Origin of the sequence: Mycobacterium gastri, assembly GCF_002102175.1 — a bacterium.
In the GTDB taxonomy this organism is placed as follows: Bacteria; Actinomycetota; Actinomycetes; order Mycobacteriales; family Mycobacteriaceae; genus Mycobacterium; species Mycobacterium gastri.
In genome coordinates this window covers 1-26691 of record NZ_LQOX01000129.1, presented here as the reverse complement: position 1 = coordinate 26691, position 26691 = coordinate 1, and the positions used below count along the sequence as shown (strand labels likewise).

Annotated in this window: 23 protein-coding genes and 6 pseudogenes; 10 read left to right on the top strand and 19 right to left on the bottom strand. The window is 66.0% G+C overall.

Annotated features, from left to right (window positions below; all coding sequences use genetic code 11):
* Positions 1–45 precede the first annotated feature (45 nt).
* The 4 genes from AWC07_RS20115 to AWC07_RS20100 form a co-directional block, all read right to left on the bottom strand.
* Positions 46–792, bottom strand: a complete 747-nt coding sequence (locus AWC07_RS20115; protein ID WP_036415165.1) for a succinate dehydrogenase/fumarate reductase iron-sulfur subunit — start codon at positions 790–792, stop codon at positions 46–48.
* On the bottom strand, positions 792–2714 hold the full coding sequence (locus AWC07_RS20110; protein ID WP_036415167.1) for a fumarate reductase/succinate dehydrogenase flavoprotein subunit: 1923 nt from the start codon (positions 2712–2714) through the stop codon (positions 792–794). Before AWC07_RS20110 ends, AWC07_RS20115 begins: the two co-directional genes overlap by 1 nt.
* 40 nt (positions 2715–2754) lie before the next feature.
* Positions 2755–3579, bottom strand: a complete 825-nt coding sequence (locus AWC07_RS20105) for a hypothetical protein (RefSeq protein WP_036415169.1) — start codon at positions 3577–3579, stop codon at positions 2755–2757.
* A gap of 78 nt (positions 3580–3657) precedes the next feature.
* Complete coding sequence (locus AWC07_RS20100; RefSeq protein WP_036415172.1) at positions 3658–3954, bottom strand: hypothetical protein; 297 nt, start codon at positions 3952–3954, stop codon at positions 3658–3660.
* A gap of 203 nt (positions 3955–4157) precedes the next feature.
* On the opposite strand from AWC07_RS20100, the pseudogene AWC07_RS20095 reads away from it, so the two are divergent.
* Positions 4158–4442 (top strand): annotated as a pseudogene (locus tag AWC07_RS20095) (DNA polymerase Y family protein); the annotation flags it as partial.
* Between the two features lie 140 nt (positions 4443–4582).
* Positions 4583–5137, top strand: a pseudogene (locus AWC07_RS29885) (PPE family protein); the annotation flags it as partial.
* 637 nt (positions 5138–5774) lie between these two features.
* Here AWC07_RS29885 and AWC07_RS20085 read toward each other — a convergent pair.
* Positions 5775–6236, bottom strand: a complete 462-nt coding sequence (locus AWC07_RS20085; protein ID WP_036415174.1) for an Hsp20/alpha crystallin family protein — start codon at positions 6234–6236, stop codon at positions 5775–5777.
* 216 nt (positions 6237–6452) lie between these two features.
* Here AWC07_RS20085 and nirB point away from each other — a divergent pair, with 216 nt between their 5' ends.
* The gene (gene nirB, locus AWC07_RS20080; protein ID WP_084293591.1) at positions 6453–9044 is read left to right on the top strand and encodes a nitrite reductase large subunit NirB; all 2592 of its coding nucleotides are present in this window, start codon (positions 6453–6455) and stop codon (positions 9042–9044) included.
* Positions 9041–9397: a nitrite reductase small subunit NirD gene (gene nirD / locus AWC07_RS20075; protein WP_036415197.1), complete on the top strand. Its 357-nt coding sequence runs from the start codon at positions 9041–9043 to the stop codon at positions 9395–9397. The genes nirB and nirD overlap by 4 nt, the downstream gene beginning before the upstream one ends.
* Positions 9398–9404: 7 nt before the next feature.
* Here nirD and AWC07_RS20070 read toward each other — a convergent pair whose 3' ends face one another.
* The 8 genes and pseudogenes from AWC07_RS20070 to AWC07_RS20035 all read right to left on the bottom strand — a co-directional run bounded on the left by AWC07_RS20070 (position 9405) and on the right by AWC07_RS20035 (position 15811).
* Positions 9405–9860, bottom strand: coding sequence for a TetR/AcrR family transcriptional regulator (locus AWC07_RS20070; protein ID WP_023369818.1), 456 nt, complete (start codon positions 9858–9860; stop codon positions 9405–9407).
* Positions 9861–9957: 97 nt separating this feature from the next.
* Entirely contained in the window at positions 9958–10683 is a 726-nt protein-coding gene (locus AWC07_RS20065; protein ID WP_036415176.1) for a sirohydrochlorin chelatase, read from the bottom strand.
* Positions 10680–11822 carry a uroporphyrinogen-III synthase gene (locus tag AWC07_RS20060; RefSeq protein ID WP_036415177.1) on the bottom strand — a complete coding sequence of 381 codons (1143 nt, stop codon included), beginning with the start codon at positions 11820–11822 and terminating at the stop codon, positions 10680–10682. The genes AWC07_RS20065 and AWC07_RS20060 overlap by 4 nt, the downstream gene beginning before the upstream one ends.
* A gap of 185 nt (positions 11823–12007) precedes the next feature.
* Positions 12008–12249, bottom strand: a pseudogene (locus AWC07_RS20055) (MFS transporter); the annotation flags it as partial.
* Positions 12250–12595: 346 nt separating this feature from the next.
* Positions 12596–13141, bottom strand: a complete 546-nt coding sequence (aac(2')-Ic, locus tag AWC07_RS20050) for an aminoglycoside N-acetyltransferase AAC(2')-Ic (RefSeq protein WP_036415199.1) — start codon at positions 13139–13141, stop codon at positions 12596–12598.
* Between the two features lie 7 nt (positions 13142–13148).
* Positions 13149–14027: a 5-oxoprolinase/urea amidolyase family protein gene (locus AWC07_RS20045; RefSeq protein ID WP_036415181.1), complete on the bottom strand. Its 879-nt coding sequence runs from the start codon at positions 14025–14027 to the stop codon at positions 13149–13151.
* A gap of 15 nt (positions 14028–14042) precedes the next feature.
* On the bottom strand, positions 14043–14705 hold the full coding sequence (locus AWC07_RS20040; protein WP_036415183.1) for a 5-oxoprolinase subunit B family protein: 663 nt from the start codon (positions 14703–14705) through the stop codon (positions 14043–14045).
* A gap of 113 nt (positions 14706–14818) precedes the next feature.
* Entirely contained in the window at positions 14819–15811 is a 993-nt protein-coding gene (locus AWC07_RS20035; protein ID WP_036415186.1) for an ABC transporter substrate-binding protein, read from the bottom strand.
* Between the two features lie 114 nt (positions 15812–15925).
* Between AWC07_RS20035 and AWC07_RS28945 the strand changes: the two are divergent.
* Positions 15926–16065 (top strand): annotated as a pseudogene (locus AWC07_RS28945) (hypothetical protein); the annotation flags it as partial.
* Here the strand turns inward: AWC07_RS28945 and AWC07_RS20030 are convergent.
* Complete coding sequence (locus AWC07_RS20030; protein ID WP_036415189.1) at positions 16066–17319, bottom strand: DNA polymerase domain-containing protein; 1254 nt, start codon at positions 17317–17319, stop codon at positions 16066–16068.
* Between the two features lie 67 nt (positions 17320–17386).
* Between AWC07_RS20030 and fadD2 the strand changes: the two genes are divergently transcribed.
* Both fadD2 and AWC07_RS29405 read left to right on the top strand, forming a co-directional pair.
* Entirely contained in the window at positions 17387–19060 is a 1674-nt protein-coding gene (fadD2, locus tag AWC07_RS20025; RefSeq protein WP_085105203.1) for a long-chain-fatty-acid--CoA ligase FadD2, read from the top strand.
* 150 nt (positions 19061–19210) lie between these two features.
* Positions 19211–19333: a hypothetical protein gene (locus AWC07_RS29405; protein ID WP_279628912.1), complete on the top strand. Its 123-nt coding sequence runs from the start codon at positions 19211–19213 to the stop codon at positions 19331–19333.
* A 32-nt stretch (positions 19334–19365) separates the two neighbouring features.
* Here AWC07_RS29405 and AWC07_RS20020 read toward each other — a convergent pair whose 3' ends face one another.
* The 3 genes from AWC07_RS20020 to AWC07_RS20010 form a co-directional block, all read right to left on the bottom strand.
* On the bottom strand, positions 19366–21552 hold the full coding sequence (locus tag AWC07_RS20020) for an acyl-CoA dehydrogenase family protein (protein ID WP_085105202.1): 2187 nt from the start codon (positions 21550–21552) through the stop codon (positions 19366–19368).
* A gap of 75 nt (positions 21553–21627) precedes the next feature.
* Positions 21628–22743: an alpha/beta hydrolase gene (locus tag AWC07_RS20015; RefSeq protein WP_036418280.1), complete on the bottom strand. Its 1116-nt coding sequence runs from the start codon at positions 22741–22743 to the stop codon at positions 21628–21630.
* Between the two features lies 1 nt (position 22744).
* On the bottom strand, positions 22745–23353 hold the full coding sequence (locus AWC07_RS20010) for a TetR/AcrR family transcriptional regulator (RefSeq protein WP_036418278.1): 609 nt from the start codon (positions 23351–23353) through the stop codon (positions 22745–22747).
* Positions 23354–23447: 94 nt separating this feature from the next.
* On the opposite strand from AWC07_RS20010, the gene AWC07_RS20005 reads away from it, so the two are divergent.
* Both AWC07_RS20005 and AWC07_RS20000 read left to right on the top strand, forming a co-directional pair.
* A complete protein-coding gene (locus tag AWC07_RS20005) occupies positions 23448–24032 on the top strand; it encodes a VOC family protein (protein ID WP_036418276.1) in 585 nt (194 codons plus the stop codon).
* Positions 24029–24576, top strand: a pseudogene (locus tag AWC07_RS20000) (hypothetical protein). Before AWC07_RS20005 ends, AWC07_RS20000 begins: the two are co-directional and overlap by 4 nt.
* Here AWC07_RS20000 and AWC07_RS19995 read toward each other — a convergent pair.
* Positions 24509–25228 (bottom strand): TetR/AcrR family transcriptional regulator, encoded by a 720-nt coding sequence (locus AWC07_RS19995; RefSeq protein WP_036418274.1) that lies wholly within the window; start codon positions 25226–25228, stop codon positions 24509–24511. The pseudogene AWC07_RS20000 and the gene AWC07_RS19995 overlap by 68 nt on opposite strands.
* Before the next feature lie 89 nt (positions 25229–25317).
* On the opposite strand from AWC07_RS19995, the gene AWC07_RS19990 reads away from it, so the two are divergent.
* A complete protein-coding gene (locus AWC07_RS19990; protein ID WP_036410200.1) occupies positions 25318–26226 on the top strand; it encodes an oxygenase MpaB family protein in 909 nt (302 codons plus the stop codon).
* 101 nt (positions 26227–26327) lie between these two features.
* On the opposite strand, the pseudogene AWC07_RS19985 reads toward AWC07_RS19990, so the two are convergent.
* Positions 26328–26691: pseudogene (locus AWC07_RS19985) on the bottom strand (PE-PGRS family protein); the annotation flags it as partial.

Sequence of the window (26691 nt, the reverse complement as noted above, 5' to 3'; positions counted from 1 at the left end):
GGCCTAACGGAGCCCATGGGGGGCTAGCGTTGGGCTAGCCCGAGGCTAGCGCCGGAACAGCTTGTTACCCAGCCACACGACGGGGTCGTATTTGCGGTCGACCACGCGTTCCTTCATCGGGATCAGCGCATTGTCGGTGATCTTGATGTTTTCCGGGCACACCTCGGTGCAACATTTCGTGATGTTGCAATATCCCAGGCCGTGGGCTTCCTGAGCTTCCTTGCGCCGGTCATGGGTGTCCAGCGGATGCATCTCGAGTTCGGCGATCCGCATCAAGAACCGCGGCCCGGCAAATGCCTGCTTGTTCTCCTCATGGTCGCGGATGACGTGGCAGACGTTCTGACACAGGAAGCACTCAATGCATTTACGGAACTCCTGCGAGCGCTGGACGTCGGCCTGAGCCATCCGGTACTCGCCCGGCTGCAAATCCTTCGGCGGCGTGAAAGACGGTATCTCGCGTGCCTTTTCGTAGTTGAACGACACGTCGGTGACGAGGTCGCGAATCACCGGGAAGGTGCGCAGCGGCGTGACGGTGACCACCTCGTCCTCGGCGAATGTCGACATTCGGGTCATACACATCAACCGCGGCCTGCCGTTGATCTCCGCGGAGCAGGATCCGCACTTGCCCGCCTTGCAGTTCCACCGCACGGCGAGGTCAGGGGTCTGGGTCTGCTGCAGACGGTGGATGACGTCTAGCACCACTTCGCCCTCGTTGACCTCGACGGTGAATTCGCGGAGCTCACCACCGCTTTCGTCGCCGCGCCACACCCGCAAGCAAGCGTTGTAACCCATTACGATCTCCGTCCTGGATGGTCGGCCAACTCTTCGTCGGTGTAGTACTTCTCCAGCTCGGAAATGTCGAAGAGTTCCAGCAAGTCCGGTCGCATCGGCACCTGTGGCTCCCGGGTGATGGTGACGTGGGAACCGTCGCCGGTGTCGCCATCGCCGGCGGCGCGGCAGACCAGCAAGGTGTTGCGCCAGTTGGCGTCCATGCCGGGATGATCGTCACGGGTGTGACCGCCCCGACTTTCGGTGCGTTCCAGGGCGGCCCGGGCCACGCACTCGCTGACCAGCAGCATATTGCGCAGATCGATGGCCAGGTTCCAGGCCGGGTTGTATTGACGGTGCCCTTCCACCTGCACCTTCTGGTACCGCTTCCAGAGCTCGTCCAGCAGTGTCAATGCCCTGGTGATCTCGTCTTCTTTGCGGATGATGCCGACCAGGTCGTTCATCACGTGCTGCAAATCCATCTGCAATGCGTACGGGTTCTCCGGCGCCGAGCCGTCCGTCGGCCCCTCGAACGGCTTGAGCGCCAGCTTGGCGGCGGCGTCGACAGCATCCTGCGACACCGATGGGCGGCTGCTCAGCGCCCGCACGTAGTCGGCGGCACCCAAGCCGGCCCGCCGGCCGAAAACCAGCAGATCCGACAGCGAGTTCCCGCCCAGCCGGTTGGAGCCGTGCATACCGCCGGAGCACTCGCCGGCGGCGAACAGCCCGGGAACCGTAGCCGCGCCGGTATCGGCGTCGACCTCGACGCCGCCCATCACGTAGTGACAGGTGGGCCCGACTTCCATCGGCTCGTTGGTGATGTCCACCCCGGCCAGCTCCATGAACTGGTGATACATCGACGGCAGCCGTCGTTTAATCTCCTCGGGCGTCAGCCGGGATGCGATGTCCAGGTAGACGCCGCCGTGTGGAGTGCCCCGACCGGCTTTGACTTCGGAGTTGATCGCCCGCGCGACCTCATCGCGGGGCAGCAGATCCGGAGTACGCCGGGCCGAGTCGTTGTCCTTGAGCCACTGGTCGGCTTCTTGCTCGCTCTCGGCGTACTGGCCTTTGAACACCGGCGGGATGTAGTCGAACATGAAACGAGAGTTTTCGCTGTTCTTTAACACCCCGCCGTCGCCGCGCACACCCTCGGTGACCAGGATCCCTTTTACGCTGGGCGGCCACACCATGCCGGTCGGGTGGAACTGGACGAACTCCATGTTGATCAGGGATGCGCCGGCCCGCAGCGCCAGCGCGTGCCCGTCGCCGGTGTACTCCCAGGAGTTGGACGTCACCTTGAACGACTTGCCGATCCCACCGGTGGCCAGCACCACCGCCGGGGCTTCGAACAGGATGAACCGGCCGCTTTCACGCCAGTAGCCAAACGCCCCGGCGATCTGGTCCTGATCTTTGAGCAACTCGGTGATCGTGCATTCGGCGAAGACCTTGATGCGCGCCTCGTAGTCGCCGAATTCGGCGTGGTCCTCCTGCTGCAGCGAGACGATCTTCTGCTGCAACGTGCGGATCAGCTCCAGGCCGGTGCGGTCACCGACGTGGGCCAGCCGCGGATAGGTGTGCCCGCCGAAGTTGCGCTGGCTGATCTTGCCGTCTTTGGTGCGGTCGAACAGTGCGCCGTAGGTCTCCAGCTCCCAGACCCGGTCCGGCGCCTCCTTGGCGTGCAGTTCTGCCATGCGCCAGTTGTTCAGGAACTTGCCGCCGCGCATGGTGTCGCCGTAGTGGGTCTTCCAGTTGTCCTTCGGGTTGGCGTTGCCCATGGCCGCCGCGGCACCGCCCTCGGCCATCACCGTGTGCGCTTTGCCGAACAACGACTTGCACACCACCGCGACCTTCAGGCCGCGCTCGCGTGCCTCGATGACAGCACGCAACCCAGCGCCGCCGGCACCGATCACGACTACGTCGTAGGAGCGCCGTTCGACCTCAACCATGAAACCTCGCTAGCTCAATTCCGATAGTTCTTCAAATGGCTCAGTGGCCAATGAATCTGATATCCGCGATGGTGCCGCTGGACACCAGCATGATGTAGAAATCGGTCAGCGACAGCGTGCCCAGCGTGATCCACGCGAAGAGCATGTGCCGGGTGTTGAGCTTGCTGACCTGCGTCCAGATCCAATACCGGACTGGGTGTTTGGAGAAATGCTTGAGGCGGCCGCCGGTCACGTGCCGGCATGAATGGCAGGAGACCGTATAGGCCCACAGCAGCAGCACGTTGGTCACCAAAATGACGTTGCCCAAACCGAAGCCGAAACCGGATGGTGAATGGAAGGCCATGACCGCGTCGTAGGTGTTGATCACCGACACCACCACGGCGATGTAGAAGAAGTAGCGGTGGCTGTTCTGGATGATCAGCGGAAGCCGGGTTTCGCCGGTGTAGTGGGCCCGCGGCTCAGGTACCGCGCAACCGGTCGGTGACTGCCACACCGACCGGTAGTAGGCCTTGCGGTAGTAGTAGCAGGTCAGCCGGAAACCGAGCAGGAACGGTAATACCAGCATTCCCAACGGAATCCACCACGGGAAGTGTCCGAACCAGACGCCGAGGTGACTTGCGCCAGGCTCGCAGGACGCGCTGACGCACGGTGAGTAGAACGGAGTCAGGTAGTGGTATTTCTCGACCCAGTAGCCGCTGCCCCAAAACGCCCGGGTGGTCGCATAGACGATGAACGCCAGGAACCCGATGTTGGTGACCAGCGGTGCCCACCACCAGGTGTCGGTGCGCAGGGTCCGTTGGGGGATTTGCGCCCGGGTGGGTGAGAAAACGCCGGTATCAGGACGGTTCGCCGTGGGTGCGCTCATCTGGTGTGATCCTCTTCGAGTGGTATCTCGTCGAAGGGTACACAGATAGAGGGCCCTCTTTTCGGCGGGGTTTGGTTGTCAGTATCTACTGTGACCGCCGACACCTTCGTCGTCGACGTCGCGCCAGAAATCACGGTCGTAGTCGGTGTCGGGTATGGCGATCTTCTCGCCGGAATACTGGGCGTTGGCGCGATCCAGGTCCAACTCAGAGACATCGGTGTCGAGCAATTCGATGTCGGTGAGAATCCGGTCGGCGTCGATGACGATGCGGCGCATGGCCGGGTCGTCGCCGTATCGCGACTTCAGCGTGGTCACGCACCGCCGCAGACCGCCGATGAGGTCGTGCAGTTCGGCGATTTCAGCAGAGGCGGACAACGTATCTCCCTGTATCTTCCTGGAAGGCGATGGTGTTTCGGATCACAATACGTCACCCGATGGTATCCCCACTCCGCGGCGATGCACAGGACATCTCGGCGCCGGCCGAGCCCACCGGAGCGGTCGACCTTCGGCGCGGACCGGGCCCGTAACCGGCTGATCCGGCGGAGCCATCCATCCCGCCGGATCAGTAGCGCTCCTAGGCCAACCGGGTGCGCTGGCAACTGGACGGGTGGTCGGGCAATCGGATTGCCCGCGACTGGCCCACGGCCGAGTTGACGCTGTTACGGCTGCAGGCGATAGAGGTGGTGTCCGCTGGGGCGCTGCAGTTGCCGTTGTGGGGTGGTCTGGGCGAGGAGGACAGGCTTCGGGCATGCCGGGCGCTGGTGCGGGTCCGGCCCGAACGCATTACATTCACCCCGCCATCGTTTTCCGTTACCTTGCAGTTGCGGCTGGTGTTGAGCTCACGTGCTGGACCAGACGAACGACATTTCGTTATCGAATTGTGCCGTAGCTGTTTACTTCTGCGATTGGATTCAGCCGAGTCAAAACGCCCTTCTGCGGGCGCGATTTGTCGTAGTGTTTTGCCCGGATTCCACGGCAGGCCAGCTACGAAGGGATGGCTGTAATGAGTTTCTGCGTGTCGGCGCCCGAGGTGACTTCGGCGCAAATCCATTCCGGTCCCGGCTCAGAGCCGATGTTGGCCGCCGCGGTGGCCTGGGATGGGCTGGGCAGCGAGCTGGGTTCGGCGGCATCCACGTTTACTTCGGTGATCTCCGGGCTGGCGGACGGGCCCTGGCAAGGTCCTGCGGCCAAGGCAATGGCGGCCGTGGCAACCCAGTATTCACAGTGGCTTCAAGGGGCGGCGGCCGAGGCCGGCGGTGCGGCCACGCAGGCCAAAGCGGTGGTCTCCAGCTTTGAGGCGGTCCGCGGGGCGATAACGCATCCGCTTGCCGTCGCGGCCAACCGTCTGCAGTTGCGACTGCTGGCGATTTCTAACCTGTTCGGGTTCAACGCCCCGGCGATCGCGGCCAACGAGTGCGAATACGAGGCGATGTGGGCCAAGAATGTGGCGGCGATGGCGGGGTATCACAGCGCGGTGTCGGCGGTGGCTGCCAATTTGTCGCCGTGGCGGCAGGCGTTGCAATCCTTGCCGGGCCAGATGGCCAGCGCCGCCGCCGCCGACACCTCAATCCCCGCCAAGCTGAGTGAAACAAATCAGGCCTTCTTGGCTCAGACGAACTCCGCTAACGCGGCGCTTCTCCGCAGGGCACGAGAAGTGTCCGGTCGCAACTACGCTGCGGCGGGATCGGCGCTGCGCTCGGGTGACCTGACCAGGGCCGTTCGCTATGGCGTTGCTGGGGCACTGTATGAGGGTGGCGCGAATACGCTTGTGGCCACCAATGTGGCTGCCGCGGTTCCGACGTTGATCGGCCTTGATGCCACGACGGCCGGCCATCTGCTTGCCCCCACGACTGCTGGCAACATCAGTACGGTCTTGCCGGCTGCGGCCAGCTCCGATCTTTTCGGACAGCTGGCGTCAACCAACCAAACCTACTTAGGTGAGCTGGGTTCCGCTAGCCAGACCGCGCTCGGCCGCCAGGGAGCCATCGTGGTGAGCGATTTCAGCGCGGCGTCCTACGCTCTCGGCTCTGGCGACTTTACCGGGGCCGCCACCTACGCCACTGCCGGAAGCTTGGTTGGTGCTGGGACGGCTTGGAGCGTGGGCACCGGATTCGCTTTCGCGCCTCCGCGTGTGATTGGCCTTGACCTTATGACGGCCGGTGCCTACTACTCAGCACCCGAAGCCTTCTAACCGGTTACCTGGTGATCTCGATGCGCTGCGCCTGAGTCCTGGCGTAGGCACCCGTTACCCGGACGGTTAGCACGCCGGCGTCATACGAAGCGGTGATGGCCTCGCTGGTGACGTGGGCGGGCAGCCGGAACGAGCGGCGGAATGATCCGTAACGGATCTCCTTCAGGACGCGACCGTCGGTGTTCTCCGCGTGTTCGTCCCGGTGTTCACCGTGGATGACCAGGCGGCTCACCCCGTTCCTAAGGTCGACCTCGACGTTGACGTCGTTGTCGACGTCGACACCCGGCAGCTCCAGGCGGACCAGGGCGTCCTCGCCGTCTCTGAGGACCTCCGCGGCCGGGCTGAACCCGCTGGTCGCCGGCTTGTACCAGTCCGTCACTGCCGCGGGACCGAAGAAGTCGCGCAGCAAGCGGTCGGGGTCCCAGGCGCCCAGGGCCGGACGCGACCACAATGCGAGAGTGCTCATGGATATCTCCTGATTCTTCCTTGTGAGTTAGCTGTGTCCGGCGCTGTGCCGGGTTGGCCATCTCGTAGAACATGAGTCGACCCCGCTAAAGTTCCACCTAGACTTTCGCCGATAGTGAACGCAGTCACACAGGCTGTTCCCAGCTGTGAGCGTCATGTCATCGGGCTGTCACATTGGGCGATTTTCCGGCAATTTTCCGCCTTTAACCTTCATGGCATGGCTTCAGCCGGAACCACTCGCGCGCGCGACGGGGACTCGCCCTGCCGGCGGCACGTGATCGTGGTGGGGCACGGCATGGTGGGCCACCGACTGGTGGAGGCACTGCGTGCCCGCGACACCAGCGGCTTGTGGCGGATCACGGTGCTGGCCGAGGAGGCCGACGCCGCCTACGACCGGGTCGGGCTGACTTCCTACACCGAAACCTGGGACCGCGGCCAACTGGCATTGCCGGGCAACGACTATGCCGGTGACGACCGGGTGCGGTTGCTGCTCAACACCCGGGTGACCGAGATCGACCGCGCGACCAAGTCGGTCGTCACCGCCGACGGGCAGCGGCACGGCTACGACGCGCTGGTGCTGGCCACCGGCTCCTACGCATTCGTCCCCCCGGTGCCCGGGCACGACCTGCCCGAATGCCATGTCTACCGCACCCTGGACGACCTCGACGCTATCCGCGCCGGCGCCCAGCACACACTGAACTCGGCTCGCACCGACGCCGGAGTGGTCATCGGTGGCGGCCTGCTGGGGCTCGAAGCCGCCAATGCGCTGCGCCAGTTCGGGTTGCAGCCGCACGTCGTCGAGATGATGCCCCGATTGATGGCCCAGCAGATCGACGAGGCCGGCGGCGCCCTGCTCGCTCGCATGATCACCGACCTCGGGATCGCCGTCCACGTTGGCACGGGCACCGAAACCATTGAGCCCGTTGAATACTCAGATGGCTCAGCGTCGGTTCGGGTGCGGCTTACCGACGGTGGCACCATCGATGCCGGCGTGGTGATCTTCGCCGCCGGCATCCGGCCGCGCGACGAGCTGGCGAAGGCGGCGGGTCTGGCGATCGCCGAACGTGGCGGCGTGCTCACCGACCTGTCTTGCCGGACAAGCGATCACGATATCTATGCGGTCGGAGAGGTGGCGGCGATTGAGGGGTGCTGCTACGGCCTGGTCGGACCGGGATATACCAGCGCCGAGGTGGTGGCGGACCGGCTGCTGGGCGGTGCTGCCGAGTTCCCGGAGGCAGATCTGTCGACAAAGCTCAAACTGCTGGGCGTCGATGTCGCCAGCTTCGGCGATGCGATGGGCGCGACCGAGAACTGCCTCGAGGTCGTCATCAACGACGCGGTGAAGCGCACCTACGCCAAGCTGGTGCTCTCCGACGACGCCAAGACACTGCTGGGCGGTGTGCTGGTGGGCGACGCCTCGTCGTACGGGTTGCTGCGGCCCATGGTCGGCAGCGAGTTGCCCGGGGATCCGCTGGCGCTGATCGCGCCGGCCGGATCCGGCGCGGGCGGTGTCGCGTTGGGCGTTGGGGCGCTGCCGGATTCGGCGCAGATCTGCTCCTGCAACAACGTCACCAAGGGCGACTTGAAGTGCGCGATCGCCGATGGTTGCGCCGATGTGCCCGCCCTCAAGGCATGCACCGCGGCCGGCACCTCGTGCGGGTCCTGCGTGCCGTTGCTGAAGCAGCTGCTGGAAGCCGAGGGGGTGGAGCAGTCCAAGGCGCTGTGTGAGCACTTCAGCCAGTCGCGGGCGGAGCTGTTCGAGATCATTTCGGCCACCGAGATTCGGACCTTCTCCGGTCTGCTGGAGCGATTCGGCCGCGGAAAGGGTTGCGACATCTGCAAACCCGTGGTCGCCTCGATCTTGGCCTCCACCGGCTCCGACCACATTCTGGATGGCGAGCAAGCCGCGCTGCAGGATTCCAATGACCACTTCCTGGCCAACATTCAGAAGAACGGCAGCTACTCGGTGGTCCCGCGGGTCCCCGGTGGTGACATCAAGCCCGAGCACTTGATTCTGATCGGCCAGATCGCCCAGGAATTCGGGCTGTACACCAAGATCACCGGTGGTCAGCGGATCGACATGTTCGGCGCCCGGGTGGATCAGCTGCCGCTGATCTGGAAGCGGCTGGTCGACGCCGGAATGGAGTCCGGCCACGCCTATGGCAAGGCGCTGCGCACGGTGAAGAGCTGCGTGGGCAGCGACTGGTGCCGCTACGGACAGCAGGATTCGGTGCAGCTGGCCATCGATCTCGAATTGCGCTACCGCGGCCTGCGCGCGCCGCACAAGATCAAACTGGGCGTTTCGGGCTGTGCGCGGGAGTGCGCCGAGGCCCGCGGCAAGGACGTGGGTGTCATCGCCACCGAAAAAGGCTGGAACCTCTACGTGGGCGGCAATGGCGGCATGACTCCCAGGCATGCCCAGCTGTTAGCCGGCGACCTCGACACCGAGACACTGGTCCGTTACATCGACCGGTTCCTCATGTACTACATCCGCACGGCCGACCGGCTGGAACGCACCGCGCCGTGGGTGGAATCGCTGGGGCTCGGCCACGTGCGCGAGGTGGTGTGCGAAGACTCGCTCGGCCTGGCCGAGGAATTCGAGGCCGCAATGGAGCGGCATGTTGCCAACTACAAGTGCGAATGGAAGGGCGTGCTGGAGGATCCGGACAAGCTGTCACGGTTCGTCTCCTTCGTCAACGCCCCGGATGCGGTCGATTCGACCGTGACGTTCACCGAGCGTGCCGGGCGTAAAGTCCCTGTGCCCATTGGCATGCCGCGGATGCGCTCATGGTCAGGGAGGGAATCATGACACTTGTCAACGACATTCAGGTCTGGACCACCGCGTGTGCGTATGACCAGCTCATTCCCGGCCGTGGTGTCGGTGTGCTGCTCGACGACGGCAGCCAGGCGGCGCTGTTCCGGCTCGACGACGGCTCGGTGCGCGCGGTCGGTAACGTGGACCCGTTCTCCGGCGCGGCCGTGCTGTCCCGCGGGATCGTCGGCGATCGCGGCGGTCGGGTCGCGGTCCAATCACCGATTCTGAAGCAGGCTTTCGCGCTCGACGACGGTAGCTGCCTGGACGATCCACGGGTCTCGGTACCGGTTTACCCGGCGCGCGTCACACCCGAAGGTCACATCCAAGTCGCGCGGATTGCTGCCTGACAAGGCCTTACCCGCGGCTGATGTCGCCGACGAGGTAACGCTGCATCGTCGGGCCGATGGCGTCGACAAGGGCCTCCACCGACATGGAATGCAGCGGTTCCGAGCGCACCCCGTAGCGCATGATGCCCAAGCCGACCAGCTGCGAAGCGCATAACGAGGCCCGGACCGCGATCTTGTCGACTCCCAGCATCTTGAGCAGCGGGTTGAAGACCGGCCCGATAAACATCGCCTGAACGATTTCGGCGGTCTTGGCCAGGCCCGTGGACGCGATGGCACTGGCCGCAAAGGGACCGCCGCCCGCGGCGTCCCAGGTGGTAATCAGCATGTAAAGCGTTCGGCGGCCGACCTGGTTGACGCTTCCGGTGACGATTTTGTCGATGAATTCCGGTGTGCTGAACGGCAGCCGCAGCATCTTGGCTACCGGGTCGAGGAGCCCGCGTGAGGGCTCCTGGTGATGGGCCATGGTGCCAGGATTGCGCGGATGTGATCAAAGATCAAGCGTCCGTGACGCCGGCGTGCCATTCCGGCAGAGCCTTGCCGGCAAAGAGCTTGTCTGCCACCTAGTTCGGCATGCGTTGCATTCGCCGGCTGCCCAATCGGCCACGGATGGCATTGCGGAATCGTCCGGCGATCAACCGTGCCAACCCTGGATGCTCGCCCAGCGGCGGCGTCACCAGATCGGCGCCGCTGGCGCGTAGTCGTTCTTGAAACAGACCTTCGGCCAGCAGATAAGAGACGACCACGACGCGGCGACCACCGCTTCGCCGGGCCTCGGTAACCGCCGTGCGCACATCCGGAACGCCGGTCGCCGCGTACGCCAGCTCTACGTGGGTCCCGGTAAGCGTCGACAGGAACGTCCGAGAGCTGTGCAGGTCGGCTTGTGCCCGGTGGTCCGATGTTCCCGCCGCCGCCAAGATCACCGAATCGCCCTGACGCCAACCAGATTTCACCAGCTGGTAGGTGAGGATTCTGGTGATGTCCCGGCTGGGCCCCAATGCCGGGGTGACGGTGACGTCCGGATGGCCGCTGGCGGCGACCTGAGCCGGCAGGTCGGTTCGAACGTGATATCCGCGAGACAGGAAGGCGGGCACCAGGATTGCAGGTTGGGCCGATACCGCTGCCGGGGACAACGCGGAGAGTACTTCGCTGGGTGTGGGCCCCAGCACATCGACAAACGCAACGTGCACAGTCTGGTCGACCAGTGCGCTCACCCGCGCGGCAAGGTCGCCGATCATTGCGACACCGGCCGGTCTGCGGGTGCCGTGTGCCGTCAGGATCAGACTCATCCGTCGTCCTGCGTGTCGACGGCCAGCCGGTAGCCGCGTTTGACCACCGTAGCAATGATGTTCTTGTCGCCCAGTGCCGTTCGCAGCCGCAGCACGGCGGTGTCGACAGCGCGGGTGTCGTCGCCGTTGCCGGGTAGCACGGTGAGTAGTTCGTCGCGCCCGACGACATCACCGGGGCGTCGTGCCAATGCACGCAGAATCGCCATTCCCGATGCCGAGAGCGTCTTGATGGAATCGTCGACCAGCACGCAGGTCCCGCGGATATCGACGACGTGCCCTGCGGCATTTAGGGTGCACGATCCGCGCCGTGGTAATTCTTCGGCGATATGCCGGGCCAGGGCCCCCAACCGCATTCGCTCCGGAGCCGACGTGGGGACGCCGTTTCGGGTCAGCGGGCGCGACGTGACCGGGCCCACGCACATCGCGTGCACATCGTTGCGCAGCGCCGCCAATAGCTGCTCTTCGGTACCCAACTGACGGCCGCGTTCCAGTACCGCCGCCGCGGCCGGTGCCGAGGTGAAACTGACCGCGTCAAATTGTCTTCGGGCAATGCCGGCGACCAACTGGTCGAATTCGCCGCCCAATCGTGTTGGCTTCCAGCGGTATACCCGGATGGGCAGCACTTCGGCACCCGCGGAGCGCAACCCGCCGACAAACTCTGGGAACGGATCCAAACCGTCGGCGGCGCCGTGCAGTTGGACGGCGATCCGCTTCCCGGATACGCCGGATCGCAGCAGGTAGTCCAGGACCTCCAGCGACGACTCCGACCCCGGGGACCACTCCTCGCGTAGCCCGGCGGCGCGCAACTCCCCGGTGGCTTTCGGCCCGCGAGATATGATCCGGGCCGCAGACAATGCCCCGATCAGCCGGCCGGCCAACCCCCACCCCTCGGCGGCGGCGACCCAGCCCCGAACGCCGATGCCGGTGTGCGCCACCAGCATGTCCGGCGGATCGGCAATCAACGCCTGGGTAATGTGGTGGAGTTCGTCGTCGTCGGGCAGAGCGACCATGCAGATCGCCTGGGCGCTGCATACCTCGGCGCCCTGGCGGCGCAGCAGCGCGCACAGCTCGTCGGCGCGGCGAGCCGATGTCACTGCAATGCGGTAGCCCCGCAGTGGCTCAGAGTTCCGCTGGGCCATATCAACTGTCTAAGCCTCGGAAATTTCGGCGGCGTTACCAGGCAATTGCCTGGGCATTGCCATGGCTGAGGCGGTGCTCACACCCGGGCGAGTTCGGGTCGGGCCTTCGCGCCGTGGAGGAGCCGAACGTACAGACGTAGAGCAGGGAAATCACCCAGGTGTCGCGGTCGAACAGGATCGAGCTGCGGGATGTTGCGGCCGCCGCCGACCAGCGCGGCGACCGCGCCGAGCAGCAGCTTGTCGCCGGCGGAAAACCCGTAGACCGACGCCGGCATGAACAACACCATCACCGACCACATCGAGAAGGCCACATGGTCGCCGGCCATCGTGCACAGCAAGTTGCGTCCGTGCGATCTTGTTGTTACCGGCTTCCCAGGCCGCGAGGTCTTCCGGGATTCCAGTCCGGGATGCGATGGTTGCGGCCCATACGGTTTTCACCTTTCGTGCACGGTGTTCTGTCCCGAACAGACGTCACGAGCACAGCACCCTTAACGGCGCCCAACTCAGGTCCCGTCGAGCGATCCCACCGCAACGCATTTCGACTGTCGGCGGGAAGTAGACAGCCCGCTGTCACCAGGCATGTGTCGCAATCCTTTCGATGCTCACATCGAATATGGAAGTGAGTCAACCTGGTTCGGTCTATATCGCCTGAGAGTTGAATCCCGGTTATCTGGCAGGCGCTGCGAGTCGCGCATCGAATGTGCTGCGAATCACCGCCCTTCACCATGTGTTTGAGCAGAAGTGCTTGGCGCCCAACGAAATTGCGGAATCGATTACCAGACGTCGCCCGCGCGCCAATCGCACATCAGTCCCGCCGATGTGTCCAGAGCGACCTCGACCGGCAGGACGAACACGGTGCCGTCGTCGTCGGGAGTGCGCACCGGGCCGGTGGGCGCCAGCACCGACGTCGGGCCTCGCCAAGGCAACCAGCCCCGCGACGCGTACAGCCTGCGGGCTCGTGCCGAGGAGCTGAGCGCGCCGAGTTGATAGGCGCCACGAATCACCTGTTCCCCGGCGTCCAACAGTGCCCGCACCAGTCCCTGGCCGCGCCAATCTTCGCGTACCGCAACGCCTTCGATGTAACCGCAGCGTAACGCGGTGCCCTGGTATATCAGCCGCCGCTGCACCACTGCGGCATGCGCGATGATCGCGCCGTGGTGCCAGATCAGGGCATGCATCCCGCCCAGGGCGTGTTCCCAGTCGTTTTCGGTGAAGTCGCCGGCGAAGGCGTCGGTCACCATCTGATGGATGTGCTGGCGTGTCTCGCCGTCCAGATCGGAGGTGTGCACCAAGCGTGCGGTGTGGACCTGGGCGTGCACGGGCAAGCTAACGGACCTGCGTGCGGGGCCTCGCCCATTGCAGCCGCGCGTGCTGGCCCGGCCGCACCTGGGCGACCTTGTCGATGTCCTCGTCGATCACCACGCCCACCACCGGGTAGCCGCCGGTAAGCGGGTGATCGGGACCCAGGATGACCGGCAATCCGTTGGGCGGCACCTGGATCGCACCGCGGGTGGTGCCCTCACTGGGCAGCTGCCGGTCCGGGTCGCGGTGCAGCAGCGGACGCCCGACCAGCCGCGTCCCGACCCGGTCGCTGTGGTCGGAGACCACCCAGTCGGTGTGGACCAGAGCGTCGGGATCGACCAACCAGTCGTCACGCGGACCCGGTATCGCCAGCAGTTCGACCGTGGCGCCGGTGAAGGCGGCCACCGGGGCCTGGTCGAGTTCGGGATAGTCCGCGGTGTGCTCGCCGACCGGCAGCAGGTCGCCGGCTTGCAGCGGCGCGGGGCCGATCGCCGACATCACGTCGTAGCTCCGTGAACCCAGCACGGGGGTGACGCAGATGCCACCGCGCACCGCCAGATATGTCCGAAGCCCGGCGCGCGGCGTGCCCAGCGAAATCACCTCGCCATCACGGACGTGGTGAATGCTGTTGGTGCCGAACATGGTTCCGTTGACAGTCGGATCGGTGTCGGCCCCCGTCACGGCGATGTCCACGTCGCCGCCGCGAACCCGCGCCGAGAACCCGCCGAACGTGACCTCGACGGTGGCCCGATCGTCGGGGTTGGCGACCAGCCGGTTGGCCAGGGTGTGGGAGCGGCGGTCGGCGGCTCCGGAGCGGCCGACACCGAGATGGGCGAGGCCGGCCCGGCCGAGATCCTCGACGATGGCCAGCGGGCCGGTGCGCAGAACTTCCAGGATCGCCATGGCAGCTGCTCCTTGCTACGCGGCCCGGAACCGCAGCCACATGCCCTGCGCGAGCAGCGCGGGGTTGGGTCTGGTGACGTCCCACAAGACGGCTTCGGTGTGGCCGATGATCTGCCACCCGCCCGGCGACTGGCGAGGGTATATCGCGCTGAACTCGCCTGCGAGAGCGACTGATCCGGCCGGCACCACGGTTCGCGGTTCGGACTTGCGAGGCACCCGCAGCCTGGGGTCGCCGCCGGTGAGATAGGCGAAACCGGGCGAGAACCCGTTGAATCCCACCCGCCACGGGCTTGCGGTGTGGGCATTGATGATCTGTGCGGCGGTCAGGCCGGTGTGCCCGGCGACCTCGGCCAGGTCCGGGCCGTCGTAGACGACGTCGATGACGGGGTGATTGCCCCGGTGATCCGGCGGTGCCGCCGGATCACCGACCGGCAACCGCCGCAGCCGCTGGCGGGTAACCCCTTGGAAGCGGGGTGCGGCCAGTTTGACCAACACCGTCCGCAACGCCGGAACGATGTCGACCACTCCCGGCAGGGCCGCCCCGCGCAGTGCATCGGTCCACACCAAAACCTCAGCGGTACTGTCACATTGCAACATCAGCGCCTGGTCGCCGTAGTCCAGAACGGTGCGCGTCACCGTGTCGGTTGAGGGTTCGCTGGGGAGGTTCGTCACACTCATCTTTCGACGGTAGCCCCGTTCTCGGCGCTCGGGCGAGGGATCTTGGAGCACTGCCAGAGGTGCCTTAGCAAACGCTCATGCGGATGCGGTCGGCGGCGTTGCGAACCGGGAATTCAGCCCAGGATTGCGCCGATCTGCGGGGGCAGCTGATCGGCCACCAAAGGATAACTCAGCGGCGATGCGAACGCGATCGCTCCAGCGAGGTCTTTGGTGGTGAAGATGTGGCGCTTCTGGGCAGTCGCCCCGGAAGCCGCTATCGCGGGGTCGGTCAGCAACGCCTGCCGCTCCTCCGGGCTTTCGGTGGACCAGATCAGCACATCGGCGGAATCGAGCACCTCTTTGATGTGCTCGGGAGGGATGACCGCGACGTGGTCGGCGGCGTAGGGCTTGATGGCGTCGGAGACGACCAGACCCATCTGGTTGAGGAAGTCGGTCCGCCAGCCGGCCATGGTGGCGATCACGTTGCCCTGCCGCAGCCTGCCCTGCAGCAGCAGTGCCTTCTTGCCCTTCCATTGCGGATTCCTCTGGGCGACCTCGGCGAACCTGCGGTCGACGTCGTCGATCAGCGACTTCATCTGCTCGGCTTGGAAAACCGCCTGGCCGATGGTGGTCGCCTGGTCCTTCCACGGCTCGAAGAACGCGTCGCCGTCGGACTGCGGGATGGTCGGGGCGATCGCCGACAGCTTCTGATAGGTGACGGCGTCGACACCGGCGTTGATGGCCACGATCAGGTCGGGCTTCAGCCCCGCAATCTGATCGACCGCAATTCCGTTGTCCAGGTTCAGCACCACCGGCTGCGCCGCTCCGAGCTTGGGTTGGGCCCACGGCCATACGGCGAACGGTTGGTCGCCGAACCAGTTGGTCACCGCGATCGGCACCACACCCACGGCCAGTAAGTCGTCCTGTTCGGTGAAGCCCGCACTGACCACGCGCTTGGGTGGCTCTTTGACGACGGTCTTGCCGAATAGGTGCGTGATGGTCACCGCCTCACCGCCGGGAGTGCCCGGTTTGGGCTCGCGTGACGAGCACCCCGAAACCCCCGCGGCAACGAGCCCTGTTGCTCCAGCGACCTGCAGGAATCCGCGCCGACTCCATCCCTGTTGCACCGCGTGAGACTATCGCGTGCCCGAGTCGGCTCACCGCCGCGCAATGCCTTGTGCGTCCCCGCTGTCGCCGCATTTTTCTGACCGGCATCGCAAAACCGTTGTGATGTCTGCCAGCCGTTGGCGTACGCGTGGTCCAAGGCGCAGTTCGGCAGCATCGAACCGGCGCTGCGCTGCGACGTGGTCTCCTTCCTGGCCTGCTGATCGTGACGTGGTACCGCTACCTGCGCAGGGGAGCCGCGACGAGTCGGGTGTGATCAGGTGTCCGGCATGGGTTTCGGCTTGGGCGGATAGTCCGGCCAGGGGCTGTAGTCGGCGATCAGCTCCTCCTGCGCGGGCCGCTGGTCGGCCGGCACGTGCTGCAGGTTGATCCGGATGCGGTACCAGATGGAACTGGGCCCGCGCATCCCGTCGACCAGCACGTCGGCGGGCTGCAGCCGGCCGGCTGCGGCGGGGTGGCGGTGGCGCCAGGTGTCCAATGCGGCCATCGCCTCGCCCCTGGTCTTGGTGCGGGCGACCTCGATGAGCGGCTTCGAGGACCGGCGGCGGCCGCCGGCGCGGGTGCCGGCACCTTTGGGCGCCTTTTCCGGCGGCCCCAATTCCTCGGCGAGCATGAGCAGCCGGTCCAGATCGCCCACGGCGTCGTCCATCCCCGCCCACGGGTCACCCAGCTCGGCGAACCGGTCCGGAACGGTACGCAGGGTGAAGTCCGCCGCATCGCAGTCGGGCACCTCGTCCCAGCGCAGCGGGGTCGATACCCGGGCGTCGGGCGTGGCCCGCACCGAGTAAGCCGACGCGACCGTGCGGTCCTTGGCGTTCTGGTTGAAGTCGACGAACACGCCCTCGCGTTCTTCCTTCCACCAGCGGCTGGTTGCGGCGTCGGGCACGTGCCGCTCGACTTCGCGCGCAACGGTCTGGGCAGCCAGCCGGACCTTCGAGAATGGCCAGCGCCGCGCGATGCGCGCATACACATGGAAGCCGCGCGACCCGGACGTCTTGGGCCAGCCGGTTAGGCCGTGATCCTCGAGCACCTCACGCACCACCAGGGCGACGTCGAGGATGATCCGCCACTCGACGCCCGGCATCGGGTCCAGGTCGATCCGCAGCTCGTCGGGATGGTCGAGGTCGCCGGCTAGCACCGGATGCGGATTGAGGTCGACGCAACCCATGTTGACCACCCACGCCAGCCCCGCCGCGTCATGGATGACGGCTTCCTTGGCGGACGTGCCCGACGCGTAGCGCAGTTCGGCGACGTCGACCCAGGCCGGGCGGTTGGCGGGTGCGCGCTTCTGGAATACCGCTTCTTCGGAGACGCCCTTGACGAAGCGTTTCAGGATCATCGGCCGGCCGGCCACGCCGCGCAGCGCGCCATCGGCCACCGAGAGGTAGTAACGCACCAGGTCGAGCTTGGTGTGTCCGGATCGGCCGTCCCGGCCGGGAAACACCACCCGGTCCGGATGGCTGATGGTGACGCGGTGTCCGGCGACGTCCAGTGATGCCGGACCGGTCATGGGAGTCCATGCTAATTCCGGAATACCTTCTGGTCGCTTTGCGACCCCCGTCACATATTGTGAGGCTATGCCTAACCTCAGTGACTTGCCCGGGCTCGGAAAGATCCAGCAATACGTCGACCGCGGTACCTCCGAACTGCACTACGTGCGCAAGATCGTCGAATCGGGCGCGTTCCGGTTGGAGTCGCCGCTGAACTATGCCGCGATGGCCAACGAAATCGTGAAGTGGGGCGAATTCGGCATGCTGCCGTCGCTGAACGCCCGACGCCACCCGGACCGGGCAGCCTGTATCGACGAAGACGGCGAATTCACCTACAAGCAACTCGATGAGGCCGCCCACGCCGTGGCCAACGCCCTGCATGCCAAGGGGGTGCGGGCCGGTGACGGGGTGGCCATCCTGGCGCGCAACCACCGCTGGTTCCTCATCGCCAACTACGGCGCCGCCCGGGTGGGCGCCCGCATCATCTTGCTCAACAGCGAGTTCTCCGGCCCGCAGATCAAAGAGGTCTCCGAGCGCGAAGGCGCCAAGCTGATCATCTACGACGACGAGTACACCAAGGCAGTCAGCAAGGCCGAGCCGCCGCTGGGCAAGCTCCGGGCCCTAGGTACCAACCCCGACTCCGACCAGCCGTCGGGCAGCACCGACGAGACCCTGGTCGACCTGATCGCGCGCAGCAGCACCGCGCCCGCCCCCAAGGCCGGCAAGCACGCGTCGATCATCATCTTGACCAGCGGAACCACCGGCACCCCGAAGGGCGCCAACCGCAGCACCCCGCCGACGCTGGCGCCTGTCGGCGGCATCCTGTCGCACGTCCCCTTCAAGGCCAACGAGGTGACGTCGCTGCCGGCGCCGATGTTCCACGCGCTGGGTTATCTGCACGCCACCATCGCGATGTTCCTGGGGTCGACACTGGTGCTGCGACGGAAGTTCAAGCCGCCGCTGGTGCTGGAAGACATCGAGAAGCACAAGGTGACCGCCATGGTCGTGGTGCCGGTGATGCTGTCCCGGATTCTCGATGCGATCGAAAAGATGGACAAGAAGCCCGATCTGTCCAGCCTGAAGATCGTGTTCGTGTCCGGATCGCAATTGGGCGCCGAGTTGGCTTCGCGCGCGCTCAAGGACCTCGGGCCGGTCATCTACAACATGTACGGATCCACCGAGGTCTCGTTCGCCACCATCGCCGGACCCAAGGACCTGGAGCGCAACCCCGCGACGGTGGGACCAATAGTCAAGGGCGTCAAGGTCAAGATCCTCGACGAGAACGGCAACGAGCTGCCCCAAGGCGAGGTGGGGCGGATCTTCGTAGGCACCACCTTCCCGTTCGCGGGTTACACCGGTGGCGGCGGCAAACAGATCATCGACGGCCTGATGTCCTCGGGTGACGTCGGCTATTTCGACGAGCACGGACTGCTCTACGTCAGCGGGCGCGACGACGAGATGATCGTCTCCGGTGGCGAAAACGTGTTCCCGGCCGAAGTGGAGGATCTGATCAGCGGGCATCCCGACGTGGTGGAGGCCACCGCGATCGGTGTCGACGACAAGGAGTGGGGCGCCCGGCTGCGCGCATTCGTGGTGAAGAAGCCCGACGCCGACCTCGACGAGGACACCGTCAAACACTATGTGCGCGACCACCTTGCGCGGTACAAGGTGCCGCGGGAGGTGATCTTCCTCGACGAGCTGCCGCGCAATCCCACCGGCAAGATCCTCAAGCGTGAACTGCGCGACATGGAGGTCGAGTAGCAGCTATCCCCCGCAACGGGGACCCCTGGCGAAGTGTCCGCGCCGCCAGCGGGTTCGGTGAAACACGACCTGCTGCCCCTACCGAGTGGTGTAATTCTGCTGAGCTCGTCCAGGCGAATTGCGCGTGCATGTCGGTGGCGCGGTCAGTTGATGTCAGGGGACGTCGGCGGCAACGGCGGCAACGGCGGCATCGGCATCACCACGGGCAGCTCGGACGCCGGTGGACAAGGCGGACTCCTGCTGGGCACGGGCGGGCTCAATGGCTTGCCGTAGCGGACTCGCACGTTGGGACCACGGTGGCGGGTTTACGGGTCGCGGGGAAGACCCAGTAGCCGCTCGCCGATGATATTCAGCTGCACTTCCGACGTGCCGCCGTAGATCGTGGTGGCCCGGCTCGCCAGCAGGTATTCCCCCCACTTGCCCGGCAATTGGTCCGGGTCGCCGATCGCGGCGTCCGTGCCGAACGTCGACACCGCGAATTCGGCGTAGCCCTGCCCGGTGCGCATCGACAGCAGCTTGGAAATCGCCGCCGACGGCATGGGATCACCCCCGGCGATGGTCAACAGCGTCGAGCGCAGGTTGAGCACCTTGACCGCATGACCCTCGGCGATCAGTTGACCGGCGCGGTGGTGGGCCACCTGGTCGAAATGTCCGTCGCGGACGAATTCGACGAATTGCGGCAGGGTGGCCAGGAAGTTGGCGTCGCTGCTGCCGATCGACACGCGTTCGGCCGTCAACGTGTTGCGGCTGACCTCCCAGCCCCGGTTCACCTCGCCGAGCACGAACTCGTCGGGAACGAAGACGTCGTCGAGATAGACGGTGTTGAACATCGCGTGACCCGTCAGTTCACGCAGCGGCTTTACTTGCACGCCTTGGCTTTTCATGTCCAGTAGGAAATAGGTGATGCCGTTGTGCTTCGGCGCCTTCGGGTCCGTCCGGGCTAGTAGCGCGCCGTAGTGCGCGAACTGGGCCGCTGTCGTCCAGATCTTCTGGCCGGTGATGCGCCAGCCGCTGTCGACCCGGGTCGCTTTCGTCGTCAGCCCCGCCAGGTCCGAGCCGGCGCCGGGCTCGGAAAACAGCTGGCACCAGATCATGTCGCCGCGGAAGGTTGGCGGCAGGAAGCGCTGCTTCTGCTCTTCGGTGCCGAACGTGACGATCGACGGGATGATCCAGGCCGCGATGCCGACCTGCGGCCGTTTGACCCGTCCGCTGGTGAATTCCTGGGCGATGATGACCTGCTCGACCGGGCTGGACGCCCGTCCCCACGGCTTGGGCAGATAGGGCAGCACCCAGCCGCCTTCGGCGATGGCGACCCGGCGTTGCTCGCGCGGCATCGCCTTCAAGGTGGCAACCTCGGCCCGTATCTCGGACCGCAGTTTTTCGGTGTCGGGGTCCAAGTCGATGTCCACCGGCCGCATACCCGTGGTGGTCGCGGTGTCCACCACCCGTTGCGGGTAGGTGGTGTGGCGGCCGAAGCTGGCGGCCAGCATCAGCGCGCGGCGGTAGTACACGTTCGTGTCGTGCTCCCAGGTGTAGCCGATACCGCCGTGCACCTGGATGCAGTCCTGCGTGCAGCGCTGGGCTGCCGTCGGCGCCAGGGTTGCCGCTACCGCGGCGGCGAACTCGACGTGGGGGCTGTCTTCGTCTATCGCGCGGGCGGCGTCCCACACCGCGGCGGTGGCGCGTTCGGTGTCGGCGATCATCTCCGCACACTTGTGCTTGATCGCCTGGAACTGGCCGATCGGCCTGCCGAACTGTTCGCGAATCTTGGCGTAGCTTGCTGCGGTGTCGGTGGCCCACCGGGCCACTCCCACGGCCTCCGCCGACAGCAGCGTGGACATCAGTGCGTGGGCGGTGGTCATGCTCAGATTGCTCAGCACGACGTCGTCGGTGACCTCGACGGCGTTGGCCCTTACGTGGGCGATGGGCCGCAGCGGGTCCAGGCTGCGGACCGGCTCGATTTCGAGCTGTTCGGCCCGCAGCACCACCCACTCCTCGCCACTGTCGATGGCCACCGGCAGCACCAGAACGGCGGCCTGAGCCGCCGCGGGGACCGCGCGGACTTCGCCGCGGATCACCAGCACGTCACCCTGGCGGGTGGCGGTAAGCCCGGAATCCAGCGCGTACGCGGCAATGGCCGCCCCGGTGGCCAGTTCGGAAAGCACCTTGGCCTCGGGGTCGTGCGCCGCGATCAGCGCGCTGGCAATCGCCGACGGGACGAACGGTCCGGGCACCGCCCCGTAGCCGAACTCGGCCAGCACCACGGCCAGCTCGAGGATGCCGAACCCCTGTCCGCCCACGGATTCGGCCAGGTGCACCCCTTGCAGCCCTTGTTCGGCGGCTGCCTGCCAGTACGGCGGCGGGTTCTCGATCGGGGTTGCTGGGGTTGCGTCCAAGGCCGCATGCAGCACCTCCGACGGCGCCACCCGCGCCACCAGGGATCGCACCGAATCGGCGAGGTCTCGATGTTCAGGGGTTATTGCGATCGGCATTGTTCGCCTTCCCTTGAGCGTGTTCTTTCCAAGCTAACAACCGGTGGGTTGGTTGACCAGATTGGCGAGCGGCCGTTAGCGCCACCGCTCGGCGATCCAGTTGGCGATAGTGTCGGCTTGCTCGTCGCGCGCGCCCGGTGTGGTGAAGTAGTGGTCGGTGTCGATCGAGATCCGGGTCTTGTCGGTGCCGGCGAGCGCGTCGTAGATGCGTTGGGCGTCAGAGGGAAACACGCCGGTGTCGGCTTCGGCGTTGATCACCAGCGCCGGGCAGGTGATGCGGGCCAAGTGCGGCTCGGCCCGGGTCTGGGCCACCCGCAGGCTCCACATGCCCAGCCAGTTGCGCAGCGTGCAGGCCGCGGCGATGCCGTGCGCGGAGCGGTTGGCTTTCACCGGTGTGCCCGCGTAGCACAGATTGGGCTGACGTTTGGTCGGTTCGATGCCGGCGTCGACCATGCGCGGGTCGGCCCAGGTTCGCATCACGGTGAACGGCCGATCGGAAAAACCTGCGGCGCGTACACGTTTCAGCTCGGCTTGCGCCCACTCGGTAATGCGCTCATTGCGCCTTACCTGAGCGGCGCGATATCGGGCGAGAAACTCGGGGGAGTAGGGCGGCCCGTTGTCCCCATTGAACAGGTCCAGGCCGGGATCCGTTGCCACCGGGTCATTTTCGTCGACGACGGCAGCGTCCATCCAGGCGGTCAGCACATCCGGGCGGCCGGGGTGGGCGGCGGTGGCGACGTAGCCGTCGGCGGCGGGCAACTCGGTCACCCCGGCTGCCGGCCGCATGCCTGCCAGTGGCGTGACGTTCGGGTCAACCGCCTGTGACTGGTAGGCGGCCATCAACGAACCGCCCCCCGAATTGCCCAGCAATATCACCGTTTCCACGCCCTTGACGTCGCGCAGCCACCGCACCCCGACGCCGATGTCGACCAATGCGTGGTCGAGCAAAAAGTTGCTTTCGAAGCCACGGAACCGGGTGTTCCAGCCCAGGAAGCCGATCCCACGGGAAGCCAGGTATTCGGCGAGATAGTGCTCCGAGAAATCGATTTGGTAGTGCGTGGCGATCATCGCCACCGTGGGTTTGCTTCCGGTGGCGTGGTGGTAGAGCCCCTGGCATGGATGCCCGCCAGCGCCGGCGCGTCCGGCGGTCGGGGACGGCAAGCCGACGAACTCGCGGACAACATTGGGCAATTCAGTGAACCTCCTCGCCGTAGATGGCTCGGTAGAAGATGTTGGCCAGGGTCTGGATGCAGGCCCGGTCGTCGGGTTCTTCGGAACGGGCTCCGCTGAGCTGGATGTAGCAGAACTGGTTGAACATGGCCACGATCGCCTCGGCGATCAACTGCGGGTCATCGCCTGGGCAATACCCCTGCGACTGGGCGCGCTTGACCGTGTCGGTGATGAAAGAGATTGGAACCGCGCACATCTCGGCCCAATACTGTGCGAAGTCGTCGTTGACCATGGCCAGCTGCGACACACTGATCATCTCCGCGAGCCGGTTGCGGTAGGTATGCCAGTGCGCGGCGGCGGCCTCGTAGGCGCGTTCGCGGTTGGACAGGCCGTGCCGGGTCACTGACTGGGCCCGATCGTTGGCTTCGTCGCGGAAGCGCAGCGCCCACTGACGGACCATCGCTTCCTTGGAGTCGTAGTAGTTGTAGAAGGACGCCGCCGAACGGCCGGCCTCAGCGGTGATGTCGGCGATGGTGGTGGCCAGAATCCCTTTGCGCGCGATGACTGTTCGGGCGGCGGTGTCGATCGCGGCCTGGGTCCGGCGCCCGCGGTGCGTCGCAAACTCAGCCACCTGGCGCGCCTCCTCTGGAGCAGAACTGAACCTGATGTTAGATTCAGATTCAAGTCTTAGCCAGGGCAGGGGCAGGGGCGATCGGAGCCGCACGATGATCAAGCCGCACAACACCAACACCGAGTTCGAGCTCGGCGGAGTCAATCACGTCGCGCTGGTGTGTTCGGATATGGCGCGCACCGTCGACTTCTACAGCAACATCCTGGGCATGCCGTTGATCAAGTCGCTCGACCTGCCCGGCGGGCAGGGGCAGCACTTCTTCTTCGACGCCGGCAACGGCGACTGCGTCGCGTTCTTCTGGTTCGCCGAGGCACCCGATCGGGTGCCGGGCATCTCCTCTCCCGGCGCCATTCCGGGCATCGGCGATATCACCAGCGCGGTGAGCTCCATGAACCATCTGGCGTTCCACGTCCCGGCCGAAAAGTTCGACGCTTACCGGCAGCGGCTCAAGGATAAAGGGGTGCGCGTCGGCCCGGTACTCAATCATGACGAGAGCCAGATGCAGGTGTCGGCGACGGTGCATCCCGGGGTATACGTGCGCTCGTTCTACTTCCAGGACCCCGATGGCATCACCCTGGAATTCGCCTGCTGGATAAAGGAATTCACCGAGAACGACACGCCTGCGGTACCCAGGACGGCGGCCGACCGGCGACCCGCGGCGGTGGCCGGCCCGCCGTGACGGACGGTATTTTGACCGATGAGCAGATCGCGGCACTTAGTCCCGAACAACGGCGAGAACTATCTCCCGGCTGGAGCGTCCGCTGGGCGAATTGGTGGACCCGACGACCCTGGCGCGGACTCGGCGTGTCCGGTTGCGCCTGGTCATCGGTTGCGCGCTGGTGCTGATCCCGTGGACGGCATTTCTCGGGCTGACCCTGCCGGCCAACTACGTCGCGCACAATTGGCCGGCCACCTGGGTCGGCTTCGACATCCTTTTGGTCGGCTTCATGACGGCCACGGCCGTGCTGGGCTACCTGCGCCGTCAGCTGTTGCTGCTCACCTCGTTTACCACGGGCGTGCCGCTGATCTGTGACGCGTGGTTCGACCTGATGACCGCGGGACCCGACGAGCGCTGGTGGTCGGTGTTGACCGCGCTGTTCCTGGAGCTGCCGGTCGCCGTTGTGATGATCACCAGCTCGCAGCGCATCATGCGGCTTACCCTGGCGCGGCTCTGGCTGATCCGACCGGGGACGCGGTTGTGGCACCTGCCGCTGTTTCCGTGAGGTGGTAGAGCTTCGGATCGGCGAGTTCGTCGAGCAACGACGCGAGCTGTTCGACGAGCTGGTCCGGCTCGAGCGCGACGTCCCCGGCCAGCCAGGCGCTGATGGTCTGGCCGACTCCGCCGACGACGAAGTGCGCACCCGCCTTGATGTGCTCGTTTGCCGCAATTCGCAGCGCGTTGCCGGCATGCTGACCGGACAACATGGCGAACAGCGCGCTGGATTCGGCGCGTTTGCGCATCACCACGGGGTTGGCCAGTTGGGTGCTGAACAGCAGGCGCCCGATGCGGGCGTCGCCGGCAATGGTCCGCACCACATTGGCCATCCCGGCGCGCGCCTGCTCGGGTGGGGGTACCGCCGCTACCGCGGCCTGGGTGGTGGCGGCCAGCTCGGCGACCACCCAGTCGAACACGCCGCTGACGAATTCGTCCTTGTCGGCGAAGCTTTCGTAGAAATACCGGGCCGACAGGCCCGCCTGGCGGCAGACGCCGCGGACCGTGAGTTCGGTGATGTCGCCGTCGTCGCAGCCGAGCAGGTCTAAGCCGGCGTCCAGCAACTGCCGACGGCGCGCGGCCAGCCGCTGGGCCGCATCGACGCCGCGGTACGGGCGTGCGGAAGGTTCGCCTGACCCGGAGTCTTCGGACACGAACGTCATCTTGACACCAGGGCAGGGACCCGAGCAATATCGGGAAACAGGCGTTATCACAATTAGCGGGTCGGCTCGGCTCGGCAGGAGGACGTACGGTGGCAATTCCCGGTGCGGTTCGCCAGCCCGTTCCCCATGTCGAGCGTCCGGTGGCCGACGCACCCCGCCCGGTACGGGCCCGGCGCGGGCGGCCGGCCGCGACCGACGAGACCTTGATGGGGATCGCGCTGTTGGCCGGTCCGGCCAACGTGATCATGCAGCTGGCGCGACCCGAAGTCGGACATGGCGTGGTGGAGAGCCGGGTCGAGAGCGGCCGGTTGGACCTGCATCCGATCAAGCGGACGCGTACCACCTTTACCTATATTGCGGTGGCCATGGCCGGCAGCGACGCGCAGCGGGCCGCTTACCGCCGCGCGGTGAACCGGGCGCACGCTCAGGTGTACTCGACATCCGAAAGTCCGGTGCAGTACAACGCATTTGACCCTGAGTTGCAGTTGTGGGTGGCGGCATGTATGTGCAAGGGCGCGGCTGATGTGCACCGCATCTTCGTCGGCGAACTGGACGACGCCGAGGCCGAGCGTCATTACCGCGAGACGATGGCGCTGGCCACCACGCTGCAGGTACCCCCGGAGATGTGGCCGCCGGATCGTGCTGCGTTTGACCGGTATTGGCAGGAGTCGCTGAAGAAGGTGCGTATCGACGACGCCGTTCGCGACTACCTGTATCCGATTGCCGCGGCCCGGATACCGGGTGTGCCCTTGCCGGGCGTGCTGCGCAAGGTTCCGGAAAGTATCGCGCTGCTGATCACCACTGGCTTTCTGCCGCAACGGTTTCGCGACGAGATGCGGTTGCCCTGGGACGACCGCAGACAACGGCTTTTCGATCGGTTGATGGCGGTGATCGGGGCGGTGAACGCCATGATGCCGCGGGCCGTCCGGCAGTTCCCGTTCAACCTGATGCTCTGGGACTTGGACCGGCGGATCAAGACCGGGCGCCCGTTGGTGTAGTGGGCGCCAGGCCAGCCCTGGAGATGCCGCCCGTCACCGCGGATATGCGTTGACGTGTTGGCGCATCACGCCTGACAGCAACTCGGCGCGGGGTTTTCCGACTACGGCAACCCGTTCAACCCGTCCGCGCCGAGCAGCCCGCCGGTGCCGCCGGTGCCGGCCTTGCCATTGGCCGCAGCCTTCCCGCCGTTACCGCCGTTGCCGCCATCGCCGACCAGGATGCCGTTGCCGCCGTTGCCGCCATTGCCGCCGGTGCCGGTGGTCGGTCCGGCATCACCGCCGGCGCCGCCGTTACCGCCGCTGCCGAACAACCCGGCCGCGCCGCCTACCCCGCCGTTACCGCCGGTGCCGGCGGGGGTAGCGCCGCCGCCGGCGGCACCACCGGCGCCGCCGGCGCCGCCGGAGCCGAAGAGGAGGCCGGCTTTGCCGCCGGCGCCACCGGCCCCGCCGGTGCCGGCGTTGCCG